The following is a 16,706-nucleotide window of genomic DNA, read 5'->3' as shown; positions in this document are numbered from 1 at the left end:
ATTTAAGCGTGCTGAAGCCCGCTCCTATTGAATAAATTGCATTAAATTTTATATAAAAAACACCCGGAAAAATTCACTTATTGACTATTCACCATTCACTTTTTCTCACTTTCTCCATTTATATTTCTGAAATTGAACTTTTTAATAGATGATATCGAAATAAAACATATATTATAAACCGACAAATTTTAGTAAATTTGCAGACTTAATTAATCAACGATATTGAGATATTTACAATGAGCCAATTTAAAGAATACAAAAACCTCAACCTTATTGACGTAGCAGAGAATGTAGCGGAATTTTGGAAACAAAATAAAACCTTCAATAAGAGTGTTGAGATTCGTCAGGGAAATCCTGAGTTTGTTTTTTATGAAGGTCCGCCTTCAGCAAACGGTATGCCCGGAATTCACCACGTAATGGCAAGAGCATTGAAAGATATTTTCTGCCGTTACCAGACTCAAAACGGAAAGCAGGTTTTCCGTAAAGCAGGCTGGGATACGCATGGTCTTCCTGTGGAACTGGGTGTAGAAAAAGAATTAGGAATCACTAAAGAAGATATTGGCAAAAAAATCTCTATTGAAGACTATAACAAAGCTTGTCGTGAAGCCGTGATGCGTTATACCGATGTATGGAATAACCTTACGGAAAAAATCGGATATTGGGTAGACCTTGATGATCCGTACATCACGTACAAGTCAAAATATATGGAAACGGTTTGGTGGCTATTGAAGCAATTGTACAATAAAGACTTATTGTACAAAGGCTACACGATCCAGCCTTACTCTCCAAAAGCAGGAACAGGACTTTCTTCTCATGAGCTTAACCAGCCTGGAACCTATCGTGATGTTTCAGATACAACGGTTGTGGCTCAGTTTAAAGTGAAGAAAGACTCTTCAGCTTTGTTCAACGATGTTGACGGGGATGTACATATCCTTGCATGGACAACAACTCCATGGACACTTCCGTCCAATACGGCTCTTACCGTAGGAAGAGATATTGAATATGTTTTGGTTAAAACCTTCAATCAGTATACATTTGAACCTGTAACTGTAGTTTTATCAAGTGTTCTTTTACCTAAAGTTTTCGGTAAAAAATATACAGTAGGTACAGATGAGGATTTTGCCAACTATACTCCGGAGACTAAAGTAATTCCTTTCAGAATATTAAAAGAGTTTACAGGAGAAAAACTTGTTGATACAAGATATGAGCAATTAGTTCCTTGGTTTACCCCCAATGACAATCCTGAGAATGCATTCAGAGTGATCCTTGGAGATTTCGTTACGACAGAAGATGGTACAGGTATCGTTCACACGGCACCTACTTTTGGTGCTGATGATGCGAGAGTAGCTAAAATGGCTCAGCCTGAGGTTCCACCGATGCTGGTAAAAGATGAAAATGATAATCTTGTACCATTGGTAGATTTACAAGGGAAATTCATCAAAGGAGAAAATGTGCCTGAGGTATTCTCCGGAACTTATATCAAAAACGAATACTACGATGAAGGAACTGCTCCTGAGAAATCATGGGATGTAGAACTTGCCATCTTATTGAAAATGGAGAACAAGGCTTTCAAAGTAGAAAAATATGTCCACTCTTATCCACACTGCTGGAGAACAGATAAACCGGTATTGTATTACCCGTTGGATTCATGGTTTGTGAAAATGACTGCTGTAAAAGACAGACTGGTTAATTTGAACAAAGAGATCAACTGGAAGCCAAAAGCTACCGGAGAAGGACGTTTTGCCAATTGGTTGGAAAATGTAAACGACTGGAACTTATCCCGTTCAAGATATTGGGGTATTCCATTGCCGATCTGGAGAACAGATGATCTGAAAGAAGAAAAAATCATCGGTTCTGTAGAAGAGTTATACAATGAAATCGAAAAATCAATTGCAGCAGGACTGATGACTGAAAACCCTTTCAAAGGTTTCATCATCGGAAATATGGCTGAGTCTAACTATGAGCTTGTGGATCTTCACAAAAACGTGGTTGACAAAGTGGTATTGGTTTCTGATTCAGGAAAAGCAATGAAACGTGAGAGCGACCTGATCGATGTTTGGTTCGATTCAGGGTCTATGCCTTATGCACAGTTGCATTATCCTTTCGAAAACAAAGAATTAATCGACAATAATAAAGCATTCCCTGCTGATTTCATCGCAGAAGGTGTTGACCAGACCCGTGGATGGTTCTATACGCTTCACGCTATCGGAACAGCTGTGTTTGATTCGGTTGCTTATAAAAATGTAATGAGTAACGGTCTTGTTCTGGATAAGAACGGACAAAAAATGTCAAAACGTTTAGGAAATGCTGTAGATCCGTTCGAAACACTTGCTGTATACGGACCTGATGCTACGCGTTGGTACATGATTTCCAATGCCAACCCATGGGAAAACCTGAAGTTTGATATTGAAGGAATTGACGAAGTAAGAAGAAAGTTCTTCGGAACACTTTACAATACCTATTCATTCTTCGCTTTGTATGCGAATGTGGATGGCTTCAACTATTCGGAAAAAGAAGTGGAAAACCGTCCTGAAATCGACAGATGGATCCTTTCTGAGCTTAATCTTCTGATTAAGGAGGTAAAAGCTTTCTATGAAGACTACGAGCCGACAAGAGTAGCAAGAGCGATCAGTACTTTTGTGAACGACAACCTGAGTAATTGGTATGTAAGACTATGCAGAAGACGTTTCTGGAAAGGAGATTATTCTGATGATAAGATCTCTGCTTACCAGACTTTATACACTTGTCTTGAAACAGTAGCTAAGCTTTCCGCTCCTATTGCTCCGTTCTTCATGGATCAGTTGTATCAGGATTTAAATAAAGTAACAGGTAAGGAAAATTGTGAATCTGTACACCTTACAGACTTCCCGGTAGCTGATGAAAGTTTAATTGATCAGGATCTGGTTGAAAAGACTCATTTGGCACAGAACATTACAAGTATGGTTTTCTCATTGAGAAAGAAAGAAAATGTAAAAGTTCGTCAGCCTTTACAAAAAGTATTGGTTCCTGTACTGGATTCTAAAACAGAAGAGCAGATTCTTGCAGTTGCAGATCTGATCAAACAGGAGGTGAACGTGAAAGAATTACAGTTAATCAATGCTGAAGAAGCATCCCATTTAATTGTAAAACAGATAAAACCGAACTTCAAAGCGCTTGGTCCTAAATTAGGAAAAGATATGAAGGTGGTGGGTGCAGAGATTGCTAATCTTAGTGCAGAACAGATTGCCAGTCTTGAAAAAGAAGGAAAAACAGACGTTCAGGGATATGAAATCACCCTTGATGATGTAGAAATCTCTACAAAAGATATCCCGGGATGGACCGTAACTTCTGATGGAAAAACAACTGTGGCATTAGATTTGACGTTAACCGATGAGTTAAAATCTGAAGGGATCGCAAGAGAGTTCATCAACAGAATTCAGAACCTGCGAAAAGATAAAGACTTTGAACTGACAGACAGAATTTCAATCACATTGGAAGAAAGTTCTCCTTTCCTGAATGAGATTAAGAAAAATGAAGAATATATTTCTTCCGAAGTCTTGTCAAATAAAATAGAAATTGTATCTTCACTTTTAAATTTTAACGAAATCGAAATAGATGAGGTTAATTTTAAGATAAATGTTGAAAAAAATTAACCTGTAGTTATTATATTTCAAATTCCATTTCATAATTTTATTAAAAAAGAGAAAGAATATGTCAGACGAAAGAGTTAGATACAGCGATGCTGATTTACAGGAATTTAAAGCGATCATTAAAGAAAAAATAGAAAAAGCAGAAAAGGATCTTCAGCTTATCAGAGAAAGTTTTATCAATGACCAGAATAATGGTACTGATGATACGTCTCCTACTTTCAAAGCTTTTGAAGAAGGAGCAGAGACGTTGAGCAAAGAACAGAATTCTATTTTGGCAGGAAGACAGGAAAAATTCGTGCGTGATCTTAAAAATGCTTTGATCAGAATCGAAAATAAAACGTATGGTGTTTGCAGAGTAACAGGAAAGCTGATTCCTAAGGAAAGACTTTTAGCCGTTCCTCACGCTACGCTGAGCATCGAAGCGAAAAACATGCAAAAATAACCGTAAGGTTTGTAAAATAACATTGGGTTTATAACGTATTTACGGATACTTTATAAACCTAATTTTTAATGTATACCCATGAACGAATTATTAATTTTGGGAGTTATCATTGCCGTAGTTGTCATATTTTTCAACAGAGAATGGATCAAAAACAGATTCTTCCCTGATCAGAAAAAAAATTATAATTATACCATTGATGATCAATTCAATTCTGATAAACGCGAGCGGGAGAAAGAAATCGACAGACTTTTGAGTAAGATGGGCAAAAACGGAGTGAATGATTTGTCTGAGAAAGACAGAAAAAGGCTGGATGAATTGTCCAAAATGTAAAAAAATAAATATAAGAAATGGAATCTATCATAGTACATCCTAAAAATTCTATGGAGCTGAGTGCACTGAAAAGTGTTCTGAAGGAAATGGGGATTAAATTTGAAAAAGCTCATGTAAAGAGCTCATTCAATGGACAGAAAGTAGTCAGGAAAGCAAGCGATAATAAAAATGTAAAGCCGGCATCAAAGCCTTCAAAACCTAAAGGACAGTAATGAAAAAGATCTTAGCAATAACATTTTTAGTGTTGTTCATTGACCAGGCTTCAAAAATTTATATCAAAACTCATTTTGAACTGAATGAGAGTATTCCTGTCATCAATGGTTTCTTTAACAAAACTTTTGTTGAAAATCCTGGAATGGCGTACGGATTTCATTTCGGAGGAATTATCGGAAAATATTTTCTGGTCATCTTAAGAGTATTCCTGATCGGAGGTATGATCTATATGTTCAGAAAATGGCTGAAAGAAGGAGCTTCCAATTATCTTTTAGTTCCTATGGCGATTATTTTTGCAGGAGCTATCGGAAATCTTATTGATGGAATGTTCTACGGAATGATCTTCGACAGCGGAACTGTTTATGACGCCAGCACTGACCGATGGATTGGCTACGGCGGCATTTCTAAAATCGTTCCTTTCGGGCACGGATATTCCACCTTTATGAAAGGATGTGTGGTAGATATGCTTCATTTTCCTGTAGTAGACTGGTACGTTCCTGACAGCTGGCCTTTGATCGGAGGAAAACATATTGAGTTCTTCAAATATATTTTCAATGTTGCCGATTCTGCTATTACAGTAGGGGCTGCTTTCTTATTAATATTCAGAAAAAAAGCTTTTCCAAACGGTTTGGAATTTTAAATGATCTATTTTCAGATGAATAAAATAATCAAAAATATTGTTAAATTTTTCCTGCTTCTTATGGTTGCAGGAATTATTTTTATTGCCTGGGCAAATTACAGCATCAAAAAAGACAGTGCACCATTTGTTTCCTACAATATTGCTGATGTACCGGAATCAAAAACCGGCTTATTACTGGGAACCGGAAAACTCCTGAGCAACGGAACCCCAAATGCTTATTTTTACAACAGAATTAAGGCTGCTGCCGATTTATACAAAAGCGGAAAAATACAATACATCATCGTTAGTGGTGACAATAGCACCAAAGATTATAATGAGCCTGAAGATATGCAGCTGGCATTGATGCAGCAAGGAGTTCATCATGATAAAATTATTTTAGACCATGCCGGATTCAGAACACTGGATTCTGTAGTGAGAGCAAAAGATATTTTCGGGCAGACGAAACTGGTCATTATCTCACAGAAATTCCATAATGAAAGAGCTGTTTTTCTGGCCAGAAAAAATGGAATGGATGCCTTTGGATATAACGCAGAGGATGTGAATAAGTATGCGGGCTTAAAAACCAATTTGAGAGAGTATCTGGCAAAAGCTAAAGCCTATTGGGATCTTCTTTTTGGTGTGGAACCGAAATTTGGAGGAGAGAAGATTGTGATTCCTTAATATTTTTCCCACTGATTGCACAGATTTTCACAGATGATTGTGTAGAAGGATAATAAAATTTTACCGATTGATAGGTTTTGGCTGAAGCCAATGGATGGATGTTGAATTTTAAGCTGGCTGGGCTGAAGCCCACCCCTATTGAATTTTAATAACAACATCTTTTATCTTTTATCTTTTATCTTTTATCTTTTATCTTTTATCTTTTATCTTTTATCTTTTATCTTTTATCTTTTATCTTTTATCTTTTATCTTTCATTATTCCCGGCAAACCTCGTAAATTTGCTGTTCATTAATTTTAAATATAAATTGTAAACAAATGTCAAGAATTCTTACCGGCATTCAAGCCACCGGAACACCCCATCTTGGAAATTTATTAGGGGCTATTATTCCTGCTATTGAGTTATCCAAACAGGAAGGAAATGAATCATTTTTATTTATTGCGAATCTTCACACACTTACCCAGATAAAAGATGCGCAGACTTTAAGACAAAATACCTACGAGATTGCTGCGGCTTGGCTTGCTTGTGGATTGGATACTGAAAAAACATATTTCTACAGACAAAGTGATATCGCTGAAACCTGTGAACTTTCTTGGCATTTATCATGTTTTTTTCCTTATCAAAGATTAACATTGGCTCATTCATTTAAGGATAAAGCAGACAGGCTTCAGGATGTAAACGCAGGTTTGTTTACGTATCCTATTCTGATGGCTGCAGATATTTTATTGTATGACGCTGAAATTGTACCTGTAGGAAAAGATCAGCTTCAGCACCTGGAATTTGCAAGAGATGTCGCTTCAAGATTCAACAATCAGATGGGTGAAATTCTTGTTCTTCCACAATCTGAACTTCAGGAGGACACTAAATATGTTCCCGGGACAGACGGACAGAAAATGTCAAAATCAAGAGGAAATATCATCAATATTTTCTTACCTGAAAAGGAGCTGAAAAAACAGGTGATGAGCATTGAATCAGACTCCAAGTCTTTGGAAGAGCCTAAGGATCCTGATACGGACAAAACATTCCAGATTTATCAGCTGATTGCTACACCTGAACAGACTCAAGAATTAAGAGCAAAATATCTTGCCGGAAACTTCGGATACGGACATGCTAAGAAAGAACTTCTGGATCTTATTCTGGTACGTTTTGAGAAGGAAAGAGAAACGTTCGCTTATTATATGAACAATCTCGATGAGCTTGAAGCAAAACTTCAGCAGGGAGCTGAGAAAACCAGACCTATTGCGCTGGAAACACTGAAAAGAGTAAGAACAAGCTTAGGATTTTAATCTGAGTATTACACATAAGAAAGCCTTTCGTCTGAAAGGCTTTTTCTATTGATATAAAGTATTATTAATGGGTATTATTCTTTGTCAGAATAAAGTAATGCATCTGATCTCCATATTCATAATTAATGTCCCAGCCCGGATATTGTTTGATAATGGTTTTGATGATAGACAGCCCTAATCCTGTAGAAGTATGATCTGACCCCTGTTTATAGAAACGGTTAAAGATTCTGGATTTATCTAAAGGCTCAGCACTTCCGCTGTTTTGAAATGTTATCCGGTTATTTTCCACGATAATGTTTAAAATCCCTTCCTGATGGTTGTATTTAACTGCATTTTTAAGAAGGTTGGATAAAAGAATATCTGCCAGATCCTGATTAAAATCTGCTATAAACTGTCCTTTCTCAATAATTGAGACCTCAATTTTTTTAAATGCAATGAAGTCTTCATAATTCTGTACCAGCTGAGTGATCATTCTGTTAAAATCAACGTCTGAAGTTTTATTAAACTGGCTGTTTTCAATCCTGGAAAGCATAAGTAAGGATTTATTCAATCCAACCATTCTTCTCAGGTCGTTTTTCACTTCGGTAAGAAAGTTGAGATTCTTTTTATCTAAATCATCATTCTGAATCATAAGATCAATTTTATTGATCACGATAGCCAGAGGCGTCTGAAGTTCATGGGAAGCATTTTCGATAAACTGTTTCTGCTGATAGAAAACCAATTCATTACGTTCAATCATTTCATTGATTTCTACATTTAATTCTTCAAACTCGGTGATCTTATAGTTCTGTTTTTCCTGGGAAAAAGGAATTCCAAACTGATATTTTTTTAGTTTATCCAATATCTGATAGAACGGTCTCATCGCCTTATTAAGAAGATATCCGTTAACAGCTACGATACTTATCACCAAAAGGATGTAAAGTACTATTAAGGCTGTTGTGAGATCGTATATCAATTCGTCTTCTTCTACCGTTGAAGTCCTGATAACAAGCCGCTGATGCGCTTTGAACTGATCAATAAAGTCGGCTTCCAGAACCCTGTAAGGCTGATCTTTATCATCATATTCCATATAATACATCTTATTGTACAGCCTGCTTTTATTCTGATAATCTCCGGCTTTGATCGGATTGATTTTAAATTCATTGAATCCAAATTCATTATTCTTCAAAAGCTGAGGATTAAGATAAACAGCTTTAATAATCTGTATTTTTCTATCTCTTAAGCCATCATCTACATTATCGTGTACTTCATCCAGAATGTAGGCATAAAAAAGACCTGCCCACACTGCTATGATCAGCAGCAGAATCATGATCAGGTACTTTATCGTGTAATATTTTAATGAAGTTTTCATCAGATCAATTTATATCCTATTCCGTACACCGCCTGAAAATCGGCCTCTGCATGTAGAGTTTTCAGTTTTTTACGAAGATTTTTAATCTGGGAATAAATGAAATCCAGACTGTCTGCCTGATCAATATAATCTCCCCAGATAGCTTCCGCCAGTGTTGTTTTCTGTAAGGTCTTCTCCGGATGAATCACAAAATAATACAAAAGGTCATATTCTTTACGGTTAAGAACAAGCTCTTCATCACCTACTTTCACCGTTCTGTTCTCCGGGTCAATGCTGATATTTTTGTAGCGGATGATATTTTCTCCATCCTGATTTTTCCTTCTAATCACAGACCTGATTCTGGCCATGAGCTCCGCAAGGTGGAAAGGTTTTGCAAGGTAGTCATCCGCTCCTATTTCCAGCCCGGCCACCTTATCATCTACTGAGTCTTTGGCAGAAAGGATGATCACAGGATCTTTCTTGTGCATTTTTTTGATCTCTTTCAGCAGATCGATTCCGTTTCCATCAGGCAGCATGATATCCAGCAAAATACAGTCGTATTCGTAAGAAATAATTTTCTCCAGTCCGCCACTGTAATTTTCTGCATACTCTACAATGAAGTGTTCTGCCTCCAGAAATTTCTGTACGGTATCTTTCAGTTCGGGTTCATCTTCTACTATTAAAATCTTCATATTCCGGATCTATATGCTCTGCTGCATGATTTACTTATATCAAATATAGGAAATTATAAGGAGGAAGCCTTAGATAGAGATACACATCTGAAAGTCTACGATAATATCATCAGTATAAGGGTGATATGGTAAATTACCGATAAGAAATCTACAAAATGGAAATGCTCTCTGCCTCCTTCCTTCAGGTTCTTTTTCATGAATCGTCTAATTTGATTTCACATGCCGGCCGTGTGCATCAAAAACAAGACACAAACCATTCATTAAATGAATTTTATAGGCACTGTATTTTTTTTCAATAGAGTCAATGATGCTGCAAGGATGATTCCTTGTCATAAATGAAACCATATTCTTTCTAATCTGAGCAGAAGAAATCTTTCTTCCGTTGCTGTTTATTACATTCCAGTTGACCATAGTAATTAATATTGAGTGTTTGTATTCGGTTAAATGTTAATCATCGATTTTTTTAAAATTCCCGTTTCGGTCGAATTCAAGCTCCAGTCCATTGGAAAGTTCTGCCTTATAAGACCATCTTTTCTTTTCGATCTTGATGATGTAAGTATTGGGAAAATTCTTTGTGCTGTAATTTCTGATCGAGGCAGGGATGAAACCATATGGGATTTTCTGGTGTTTACCATCCACTTCTTTCCAGTTTCCGCTGCTGTCGAACTCCATTTTCATTCCATTAGTCAGATATACTTTGTATTCATCAACTCCATAAATTTCTCTGTCTTCTATTGCAGAGTTTACAGGGATGCCTTTGAAATGAATTGCAAGAAAGTTTTTAGCTGTTTTGGGTAACTGATTTGCTGTGATTGCTCTGTCTTGTGCGGAAACTAAGCCTCCGATTAATAAAAAAACAATCATTAATACTCCGGTGATTTTCTTTACATTTTTCATACGATTTAATTTTTTCTGTTAGTATTATGGAGCAAATTTCCTAATCAATTTGGGAAAGAATTGGGAAAATGATTTCGGTAAAAAATAAATACGGTAAAGTTTAAATTTGACCACAGATGATTACAGATGTCTGCATTAATTTTTAGAAAATATTTAAAAAGCAAAAAAAAACCACTAAGATGATCTTAATGGCTTTTACAGTATAGACTTTAATGTCTTTCATTTTTTATAAGTATTCCTTAATCTGCTGAAGATGGGTAATGGCTTTTAAACCTTCCTTCTGTTTATCTTCTTTATAGACATCAAAGAAAATAGCATCCATTCCGAAGTCTGTTGCTCCCATGGCATCTGCAATCCAGTCGTCACCAATCAGGATACTTTCTTCTTTTCTGGCTTCAGAAAGTCCCAGTGAGTATTCAAAAATCCTTGGATTGGGCTTTCTCACTCCTACGGAATCCGCACTGGTAATTGTTGTAAAATAAGGAGCGATTCCGGAAAGGGTACATTTTCTTTCCGTCACTTCCTGAAATCCGTTGGAAATAATGTGTAATGTATAGTTTTTAGCTTTCAGATATTCCAGAACATCCTCTGCTCCCTCTACCAGTTCATTATGGCTCACAATATTATCCAGGAAATGCTCTTCAAAATAAAGGGCAAGCTCTTTATTATCGATTCCGAAATGTTTGAATGAGTCATAAAAACGGTGTTCTCTCAGGTACTCTTTGCCAATAATCCCGTCTCTGATCTTTTCCCACAACTCTTCGTTGATATCGTGATACACAGAATGAAACTCTTCAAAGTCAATATGATACTTCGAAGTAATTTCCTGTTTTTCAAAAAGATCTTTGATGGTAAGATAGGCATTTCTGCGATGATCCCAGAGTGTATTATCCAGGTCAAAAAAAACGTGCTGCATTTTCATACAGCACAAAGTTAATAATTTTAATTTTTTGTAATAGGATAATTTTTGCTCTTGCTTTTCACAATCTCAAGGCTTTTAGAAAAATTCAGCAAAAAATCAATTGTTTGTTTCTTAGGTTTCAAAGTTTTCACTTTTAAAGAATCATTTTTTTTCATAGGCGAAGTATGTTTTCTTTAAAACGTGAAATTTCCTGAAATATTATCTATCTTGTTAATATTATATTATTTTCATCCATGATTTTTCTCAGGTTGATGAGTGCATATCTTACTCTTCCTAAAGTTGTATTAATACTCATCTCTGTATGATCTGCAATTTCTTTGAAGCTTAAACCATCGAAAAACCTCAGTTTGATTACTTCCTGTTGGTTTTGCGGCAAAAACTGCAGCATTCTCAGAAGATCCTCCTGAATCTGATTGGTTACCAGCTGATCTTCAATATTTTCTGAGGGTTCTCTGATCAAATCAAAAATAGAATATTCATCCGTTTCAAAAGTAGTTTCCGAAACTTTGATATTCTTTGCTTTTGACCTGAAATGATCGATGATTAAATTGTGAGAAATTCTTTTCGCCCACAGAATAAATTTACCTTCTTCATTATAGCGTCCTTCTTTTAGCATCACAATGATTTTCATGAATGTATCCTGAAAGATATCATTGGCCAAATCTTCATCATTAATTTTGTAAAAAATGAATGTAAAAAGTTCTCTCTGATGTCTGTGAATGAGGGTTGACAACGCCGCCTCATCACCTTTCTGGTAAAGGGAAATTAGTAAACTATCCGATTTTGATTTCATAACTCTTCTCAATATAAATATTTGCAGACAGGTATTCCTCCAGATATTTCTTCTGGCCTTTGCTGTGTAAACAAAACAGTTCTAGAGTAGAGTCTCTTCTATAGGCGGTACAAATTATTATGATGTAAATATAATAATTTTTTAATAACTGTTAACCTATTATTAAATTTTATAGAGAAAAATCTAAAAAAAATCATTTAAACATATCATGAATGAATACGGTAGGAATATTTAATGTAAAATTAATATTAAGCCCTTTCATCTCTTTTCCGTTCAAACGGGTATCTCCAATAGGAAAGGCATAGCCTCCCGTAAGATCAAGCATGCCAAATAAGGTAACTCCTATTTTAGGAGCAATGTATTTATTGGTTCCTTCAACGCCTGCCAAAAAGTAATAAGAGTGATAGAAATCCACATTTTTTTCAAAATTAAGAAGTACATCTGCCTGCAGTTTCGGCATAATAGCAAATTTGGAATCCACAGATCCCATCATGGCAGAACCTCCCAATCTGTAAATTACATCATCATTTTTAAGAAAAAGTAATTTCCCTCCTACTTCACCAAAACTTTGATTCTGGTAAGTATACCCAACACTGATCATTTTATGCATGGTATATTGAGCTTTTACTAATGTATTTAGCAAAAACAGAGACAGGGCGGCAACTACAGTTCTAAAATTCATCATCTTTCTATATTATTAAGGTGTAAAATTAAAAAAAACTGCCTTATCCAAAGATAAAGCAGTTCATTATTATTCTTTAAAGAGAAATTAAATTCCAAAAGCGGCTTTAATTTCCTCTACTTTGTCAAGTTTCTCCCAGGTAAAGAATTCAAGATCTTTTAACGTAATCTCATTCTTATGACCTTTATTGAAAGTTTTATCAGCTACATAATGCTCTTTACCCATGTGTCCGTAAGAAGCGGTTTCCTGATAAATTGGGTTTCTTAATTTTAAATTCTGCTCAATAGCATAAGGTCTTAAATCGAAAATAGCGGAAACTTTTTTCGCGATATCCCCATCATGAAGATCCACTTTTGCAGTTCCGTACGTATTAATATACAAACCACAAGGCTCAGCTACTCCAATAGCATAAGAAACCTGTACCAGAACTTCATCGGCCACTCCTGCCGCCACCAGGTTTTTAGCAATGTGTCTTGTTGCATACGCAGCACTTCTGTCTACTTTAGAAGGATCTTTTCCGGAGAAAGCACCACCACCGTGAGCTCCTTTACCACCGTAAGTATCTACGATGATTTTTCTCCCTGTAAGACCGGTATCTCCGTGAGGTCCTCCGATTACAAATTTCCCTGTAGGATTGATGTGATATTTGATCTGATCGTTGAATAAAGCTTTGATTTCCTCAGTTTGCTGTGCAACAACTCTTGGAACCAGAATATTTTTGATATCCTCACGGATCTTGTTCAACATTTCTTCTTCCGTACCAAAGTCATCATGCTGAGTAGAAACTACAATAGAATCAATTCTGATAGGCTTATGATCATCAGAATACTCAATGGTTACCTGGCTTTTTGCATCCGGGCGAAGATAAGTGATCTCCTTATTTTCTCTTCTGATGGCAGAAAGTTCTTTAAGGATCGTGTGGGCAAGATCTAATGCAAGAGGCATATAATTAGCCGTTTCATTAGTGGCATACCCGAACATCATTCCCTGGTCTCCGGCTCCCTGTGCATTTGCTTTAGCTTCAAAAGACTCATCATTTACGGCTCTGTCAACACCCTGGTTTATATCTGGCGACTGTTCATGGATTGCAGAAATAACTCCACAAGAGTCTCCATTGAACATATATTCTCCTTTTGTATATCCGATACCGTTGATTACTTCTCTGGCAATAGTCTGTACATCAAGGTAAGCATCTGATTTTACTTCTCCTGCCAATACCACCTGTCCGGTAGTTACAAGAGTTTCACATGCTACTTTTGAATCTTTATCATATGCTAAGAAATGGTCGATTAATGCATCGGAAATTTGGTCGGCAATTTTATCCGGATGTCCTTCTGAAACTGATTCAGATGTAAATAAATAAGACATATAATTCTTTTGTTTTTAAAGATTTAAAATAGTGTTTGCGAAAAATATGAATGAAATTGCCCAGAAAAAAGAATACTGTTTTAGCATTTTTTTATAGAGGTTGCAATCAGGTCAAATTTTTCCTCGTAATAAACGTCAGCAAATTTAAGTACTATTTTCCTAATACTCAAAAATTTTGTTTACTAATTACAATTTTATTTAAATTGATGATTTCTATCACTTTAAAGCATTTCTATTACTGAGGCTTTATGCTTACAAATTCTTTCGGACTTTCGTGGTAATTCAGCTTAAGCTCTAAAGAAGTTTTGATAGAATGTGACAATTCATCAATAATCTTTTGCTTAAATGTAGGCTTATAATAAATAATACTGATTTCTCTGTAAGGGAAAGGTTTTTTGAATCTGAAAACATTTTTCTTCTGCTCTTCTGAAAGCTGGCTCAGTGCCAGTTCCGGAAGAATACTGATTCCCCCTACTTTATCAACCATGTGTACCAGAGTCTGGATATTGGAAGCCAGGAAATCCAGATTTTTAGGCTTCAGGGTATTTTCTTTCAGGTGGCAGATATTTTCGAACTGATTTCTCAGGCAGTTTCCTTCTTCAAGAAGCCATACTTTCTCAACATTCAGATCTTCCGGAATGATGTAAGAATTCTTTTTATTAGCCTCTGTATTGGAACTGTAAATCATCAATTCCTCGTTGAACAGGAAATCCTGATAAAACTCGTCAGCCGTATCATAAGGAGTAGAGATAATTCCCGCATCCAGTTCTCCTGCTTTCAAAGCTTTAATAATATTATCAGTTGTCATTTCTTTTACATTCATCTGAATTTTCGGATTATCTTCAAGGAATTTGAAAATCTCCGTTGGCAGGATGAAAGAAGAAACGGTAGGAATGATTCCCAGATTGATGGTACCTCCTAAAATATTGTTCAAAAGGTTGGCTTTGTTTTTCAGCTCATTGACAGACTCGATAATTACCTTTGCCTGGTCAATAATCTGAAGACCTACATCCGTGGTACGGATCGGGTGGGTAGTTCTGTCGAAAACCTTTACATCCAGTTCATCCTCAAATTTCTGTATCATGGCACTTAACGTAGGTTGGGTAATAAAACACGCCTGAGCGGCCTTACCAAAATGTTTATACTTATCTACAGCGATAAGATACTCCAGTTGCTGAATGTTCATTTGATTAATATTATCTATTACAAAGATATAACGTTTTTGCTATTAGCAATTAAAAATTCAAGTAAATTTGATATTCATTACCTTTACACTGGATTTAGGAAAAAGAAACAATTATTCAAATCATCAATTATATGGATTCTAAAAAATTAACGTTAAGTAACGGCGCACCTTATTTTGAACATCAGGATTCACAGACGGTAGGACCAAGAGGCCCGGTATTGCTGCAGGACTTTATTCTTCAGGAGAATCTTGCGCATTTCGTTAGGGAAAGAATTCCTGAAAGGATTGTGCATGCCAAAGGAAGCGGAGCGTACGGAACATTCACCGTAACGCATGATATCAGCCAGTACACGAAAGCAAAACTGTTTTCAAAAGTAGGAAACTCGTGCAGAATGTTCGCAAGATTTTCCACGGTGGGAGGCGAAAAAGGAAGCGCAGATACGGCAAGGGATCCAAGAGGTTTTGCCTTAAAATTTTATACTGAAGACGGAAACTGGGATCTTGTAGGAAACAATACGCCCGTATTCTTTATTAAGGATGCAAAAAAATTCCCGGATTTTATTCATACTCAGAAAAGAGTCCCGAAAACCAATTTAAAAAGCGCCACGATGATGTGGGATTTCTGGAGCTTAAATCCGGAGTCGCTTCATCAGGTTCTGATATTGATGTCAGACAGAGGAACTCCATATGGTTACAGACATATGCATGGTTTCGGATCTCATACATTCTCCATGATCAATGATAAAAATGAAAGGGTGTGGGTGAAATTCCATTTTAAAACAAAACAAGGCGTCAAAAATTTCACGGATGAAGAAGCCGTAAAAATGGCAGGAGAAAACCCTGATTTTGCTCAGGAAGATCTTTGCAACGCTATTGAAAACGGGGATTTCCCTAAATGGACGATGTACATTCAGGTGATGACAGAAGAACAGGCAAAAGACTTCAGATGGAATCCGTTTGATGTGACCAAAGTATGGTTCCATGATGATTTCCCTCTGATTGAGGTAGGAGAAATGGAGCTTAACGAAATACCTGTTAATTATTTCGCCCATGTGGAACAGTCTACTTTTTCACCTAGCAGCTTAATTAACGGAATCAGCTTCTCTCCCGATAAAATGCTTCAAGGAAGATTATTCTCCTATCCTGATGCACACCGTTACAGAGTAGGTGTCAATGCTCATCAGCTGGAAGTGAACAGATGTCCTTTTGCTGTCAACAATTACCAAAGAGACGGTTTTATGGCAGATTCAAGCCACTATCAGGATAAACCAAATTATCATCCGAACAGTTTTGATGACATCAAGCCGGATTCATCTTATAAAAACTACGAATACGAGCTGGACAGTGCTCATGTTGCCAGCTACAACAGAAATGACAACGACAGTGATCACTATACCCAACCGGGACTATTGTATTCAAAAGCAATGGATGCTGAGGACAGAGATCATTTGATCAAAAATATCGTAGGCAGCATGAGTGGTATCACGGGGCCGAAAAGAGATGAGATTATCAACCGGCAGTTATGTCACTTTTTCCGCGCCAACATTGAGCTTGGCATGAAAGTGGCTTCTCAACTAAATGTCAATATTGATGCAAATATGATGAATCATTCCAAATAATCATATTGAATGATAAAT

Annotated in this window: 17 protein-coding genes; 8 read left to right on the top strand and 9 right to left on the bottom strand. The window is 36.4% G+C overall.

Annotated elements, in window-relative coordinates:
• The first annotated feature begins 236 nt into the window (after nt 1-236).
• The 7 genes from ileS (at nt 237) to trpS (ending at nt 7,199) form a co-directional block, all read left to right on the top strand.
• A complete protein-coding gene (gene ileS, locus AC5YGI_RS09755; protein ID WP_330744175.1) occupies nt 237-3,632 on the top strand; it encodes an isoleucine--tRNA ligase in 3,396 nt (1,131 codons plus the stop codon).
• 58 nt (nt 3,633-3,690) lie between these two features.
• Entirely contained in the window at nt 3,691-4,071 is a 381-nt protein-coding gene (locus tag AC5YGI_RS09750) for a TraR/DksA family transcriptional regulator (protein ID WP_002983772.1), read from the top strand.
• 78 nt (nt 4,072-4,149) lie between these two features.
• Nucleotides 4,150-4,401 carry a DUF6576 domain-containing protein gene (locus tag AC5YGI_RS09745; protein WP_202839912.1) on the top strand — a complete coding sequence of 84 codons (252 nt, stop codon included), beginning with the start codon at nt 4,150-4,152 and terminating at the stop codon, nt 4,399-4,401.
• 17 nt (nt 4,402-4,418) lie between these two features.
• The gene (locus AC5YGI_RS09740; protein WP_110009866.1) at nt 4,419-4,613 is read left to right on the top strand and encodes a DUF2683 family protein; all 195 of its coding nucleotides are present in this window, start codon (nt 4,419-4,421) and stop codon (nt 4,611-4,613) included.
• Nucleotides 4,613-5,254, top strand: a complete 642-nt coding sequence (locus tag AC5YGI_RS09735) for a lipoprotein signal peptidase (RefSeq protein WP_110009867.1) — start codon at nt 4,613-4,615, stop codon at nt 5,252-5,254. Before AC5YGI_RS09740 ends, AC5YGI_RS09735 begins: the two co-directional genes overlap by 1 nt.
• 15 nt (nt 5,255-5,269) lie before the next feature.
• Complete coding sequence (locus AC5YGI_RS09730; protein ID WP_330744206.1) at nt 5,270-5,914, top strand: SanA/YdcF family protein; 645 nt, start codon at nt 5,270-5,272, stop codon at nt 5,912-5,914.
• Nucleotides 5,915-6,230: 316 nt separating this feature from the next.
• On the top strand, nt 6,231-7,199 hold the full coding sequence (gene trpS, locus AC5YGI_RS09725; protein WP_496168112.1) for a tryptophan--tRNA ligase: 969 nt from the start codon (nt 6,231-6,233) through the stop codon (nt 7,197-7,199).
• Between the two features lie 64 nt (nt 7,200-7,263).
• Here the strand turns inward: trpS and AC5YGI_RS09720 are convergent, their stop codons facing one another.
• The 9 genes from AC5YGI_RS09720 to AC5YGI_RS09680 all read right to left on the bottom strand — a co-directional run bounded on the left by AC5YGI_RS09720 (nt 7,264) and on the right by AC5YGI_RS09680 (nt 15,069).
• Nucleotides 7,264-8,550: a sensor histidine kinase gene (locus AC5YGI_RS09720; protein ID WP_496168110.1), complete on the bottom strand. Its 1,287-nt coding sequence runs from the start codon at nt 8,548-8,550 to the stop codon at nt 7,264-7,266.
• A complete protein-coding gene (locus AC5YGI_RS09715; protein WP_110009870.1) occupies nt 8,550-9,221 on the bottom strand; it encodes a response regulator transcription factor in 672 nt (223 codons plus the stop codon). Before AC5YGI_RS09715 ends, AC5YGI_RS09720 begins: the two co-directional genes overlap by 1 nt.
• A 447-nt stretch (nt 9,222-9,668) precedes the next feature.
• The gene (locus AC5YGI_RS09710) at nt 9,669-10,118 is read right to left on the bottom strand and encodes a PepSY-like domain-containing protein (RefSeq protein ID WP_330744214.1); all 450 of its coding nucleotides are present in this window, start codon (nt 10,116-10,118) and stop codon (nt 9,669-9,671) included.
• A gap of 226 nt (nt 10,119-10,344) precedes the next feature.
• Complete coding sequence (locus tag AC5YGI_RS09705) at nt 10,345-11,040, bottom strand: YjjG family noncanonical pyrimidine nucleotidase (protein WP_496168108.1); 696 nt, start codon at nt 11,038-11,040, stop codon at nt 10,345-10,347.
• A gap of 20 nt (nt 11,041-11,060) precedes the next feature.
• Nucleotides 11,061-11,195: a hypothetical protein gene (locus AC5YGI_RS09700; RefSeq protein WP_262510398.1), complete on the bottom strand. Its 135-nt coding sequence runs from the start codon at nt 11,193-11,195 to the stop codon at nt 11,061-11,063.
• 47 nt (nt 11,196-11,242) lie between these two features.
• Nucleotides 11,243-11,833 (bottom strand): RNA polymerase sigma factor, encoded by a 591-nt coding sequence (locus AC5YGI_RS09695; RefSeq protein WP_110009874.1) that lies wholly within the window; start codon nt 11,831-11,833, stop codon nt 11,243-11,245.
• 193 nt (nt 11,834-12,026) lie between these two features.
• Nucleotides 12,027-12,518, bottom strand: coding sequence for a hypothetical protein (locus tag AC5YGI_RS09690; RefSeq protein WP_330744220.1), 492 nt, complete (start codon nt 12,516-12,518; stop codon nt 12,027-12,029).
• 84 nt (nt 12,519-12,602) lie between these two features.
• Nucleotides 12,603-13,883 (bottom strand): methionine adenosyltransferase, encoded by a 1,281-nt coding sequence (metK, locus tag AC5YGI_RS09685; RefSeq protein ID WP_110009876.1) that lies wholly within the window; start codon nt 13,881-13,883, stop codon nt 12,603-12,605.
• Nucleotides 13,884-14,118: 235 nt separating this feature from the next.
• Nucleotides 14,119-15,069: a LysR substrate-binding domain-containing protein gene (locus tag AC5YGI_RS09680; protein WP_047428937.1), complete on the bottom strand. Its 951-nt coding sequence runs from the start codon at nt 15,067-15,069 to the stop codon at nt 14,119-14,121.
• A gap of 131 nt (nt 15,070-15,200) precedes the next feature.
• Here AC5YGI_RS09680 and AC5YGI_RS09675 point away from each other — a divergent pair, with 131 nt between their 5' ends.
• Complete coding sequence (locus AC5YGI_RS09675; RefSeq protein WP_330744226.1) at nt 15,201-16,688, top strand: catalase; 1,488 nt, start codon at nt 15,201-15,203, stop codon at nt 16,686-16,688.
• Nucleotides 16,689-16,706 lie beyond the last annotated feature (18 nt).

The organism is Chryseobacterium sp. CS3K3.1 (genome assembly GCF_059515165.1).
The sequence above is the reverse complement of the archived record's forward strand: the minus strand, read 5'-3'. Positions and strand labels throughout refer to the sequence as shown.

Bases quoted from the DNA above. Each gene is read 5' to 3' on its own strand.
- ileS (WP_330744175.1), top strand. From the start codon at position 237: ATGAGCCAATTTAAAGAATACAAAAACCTCAACCTTATTGACGTAGCA.
- AC5YGI_RS09750 (WP_002983772.1), top strand. From the start codon at position 3,691: ATGTCAGACGAAAGAGTTAGATACAGCGATGCTGATTTACAGGAATTT.
- AC5YGI_RS09745 (WP_202839912.1), top strand. From the start codon at position 4,150: ATGAACGAATTATTAATTTTGGGAGTTATCATTGCCGTAGTTGTCATA.
- AC5YGI_RS09740 (WP_110009866.1), top strand. From the start codon at position 4,419: ATGGAATCTATCATAGTACATCCTAAAAATTCTATGGAGCTGAGTGCA.
- AC5YGI_RS09735 (WP_110009867.1), top strand. From the start codon at position 4,613: ATGAAAAAGATCTTAGCAATAACATTTTTAGTGTTGTTCATTGACCAG.
- AC5YGI_RS09730 (WP_330744206.1), top strand. From the start codon at position 5,270: ATGAATAAAATAATCAAAAATATTGTTAAATTTTTCCTGCTTCTTATG.
- trpS (WP_496168112.1), top strand. From the start codon at position 6,231: ATGTCAAGAATTCTTACCGGCATTCAAGCCACCGGAACACCCCATCTT.
- AC5YGI_RS09720 (WP_496168110.1), bottom strand. From the start codon at position 8,550: ATGAAAACTTCATTAAAATATTACACGATAAAGTACCTGATCATGATT.
- AC5YGI_RS09715 (WP_110009870.1), bottom strand. From the start codon at position 9,221: ATGAAGATTTTAATAGTAGAAGATGAACCCGAACTGAAAGATACCGTA.
- AC5YGI_RS09710 (WP_330744214.1), bottom strand. From the start codon at position 10,118: ATGAAAAATGTAAAGAAAATCACCGGAGTATTAATGATTGTTTTTTTA.
- AC5YGI_RS09705 (WP_496168108.1), bottom strand. From the start codon at position 11,040: ATGAAAATGCAGCACGTTTTTTTTGACCTGGATAATACACTCTGGGAT.
- AC5YGI_RS09700 (WP_262510398.1), bottom strand. From the start codon at position 11,195: ATGAAAAAAAATGATTCTTTAAAAGTGAAAACTTTGAAACCTAAGAAA.
- AC5YGI_RS09695 (WP_110009874.1), bottom strand. From the start codon at position 11,833: ATGAAATCAAAATCGGATAGTTTACTAATTTCCCTTTACCAGAAAGGT.
- AC5YGI_RS09690 (WP_330744220.1), bottom strand. From the start codon at position 12,518: ATGATGAATTTTAGAACTGTAGTTGCCGCCCTGTCTCTGTTTTTGCTA.
- metK (WP_110009876.1), bottom strand. From the start codon at position 13,883: ATGTCTTATTTATTTACATCTGAATCAGTTTCAGAAGGACATCCGGAT.
- AC5YGI_RS09680 (WP_047428937.1), bottom strand. From the start codon at position 15,069: ATGAACATTCAGCAACTGGAGTATCTTATCGCTGTAGATAAGTATAAA.
- AC5YGI_RS09675 (WP_330744226.1), top strand. From the start codon at position 15,201: ATGGATTCTAAAAAATTAACGTTAAGTAACGGCGCACCTTATTTTGAA.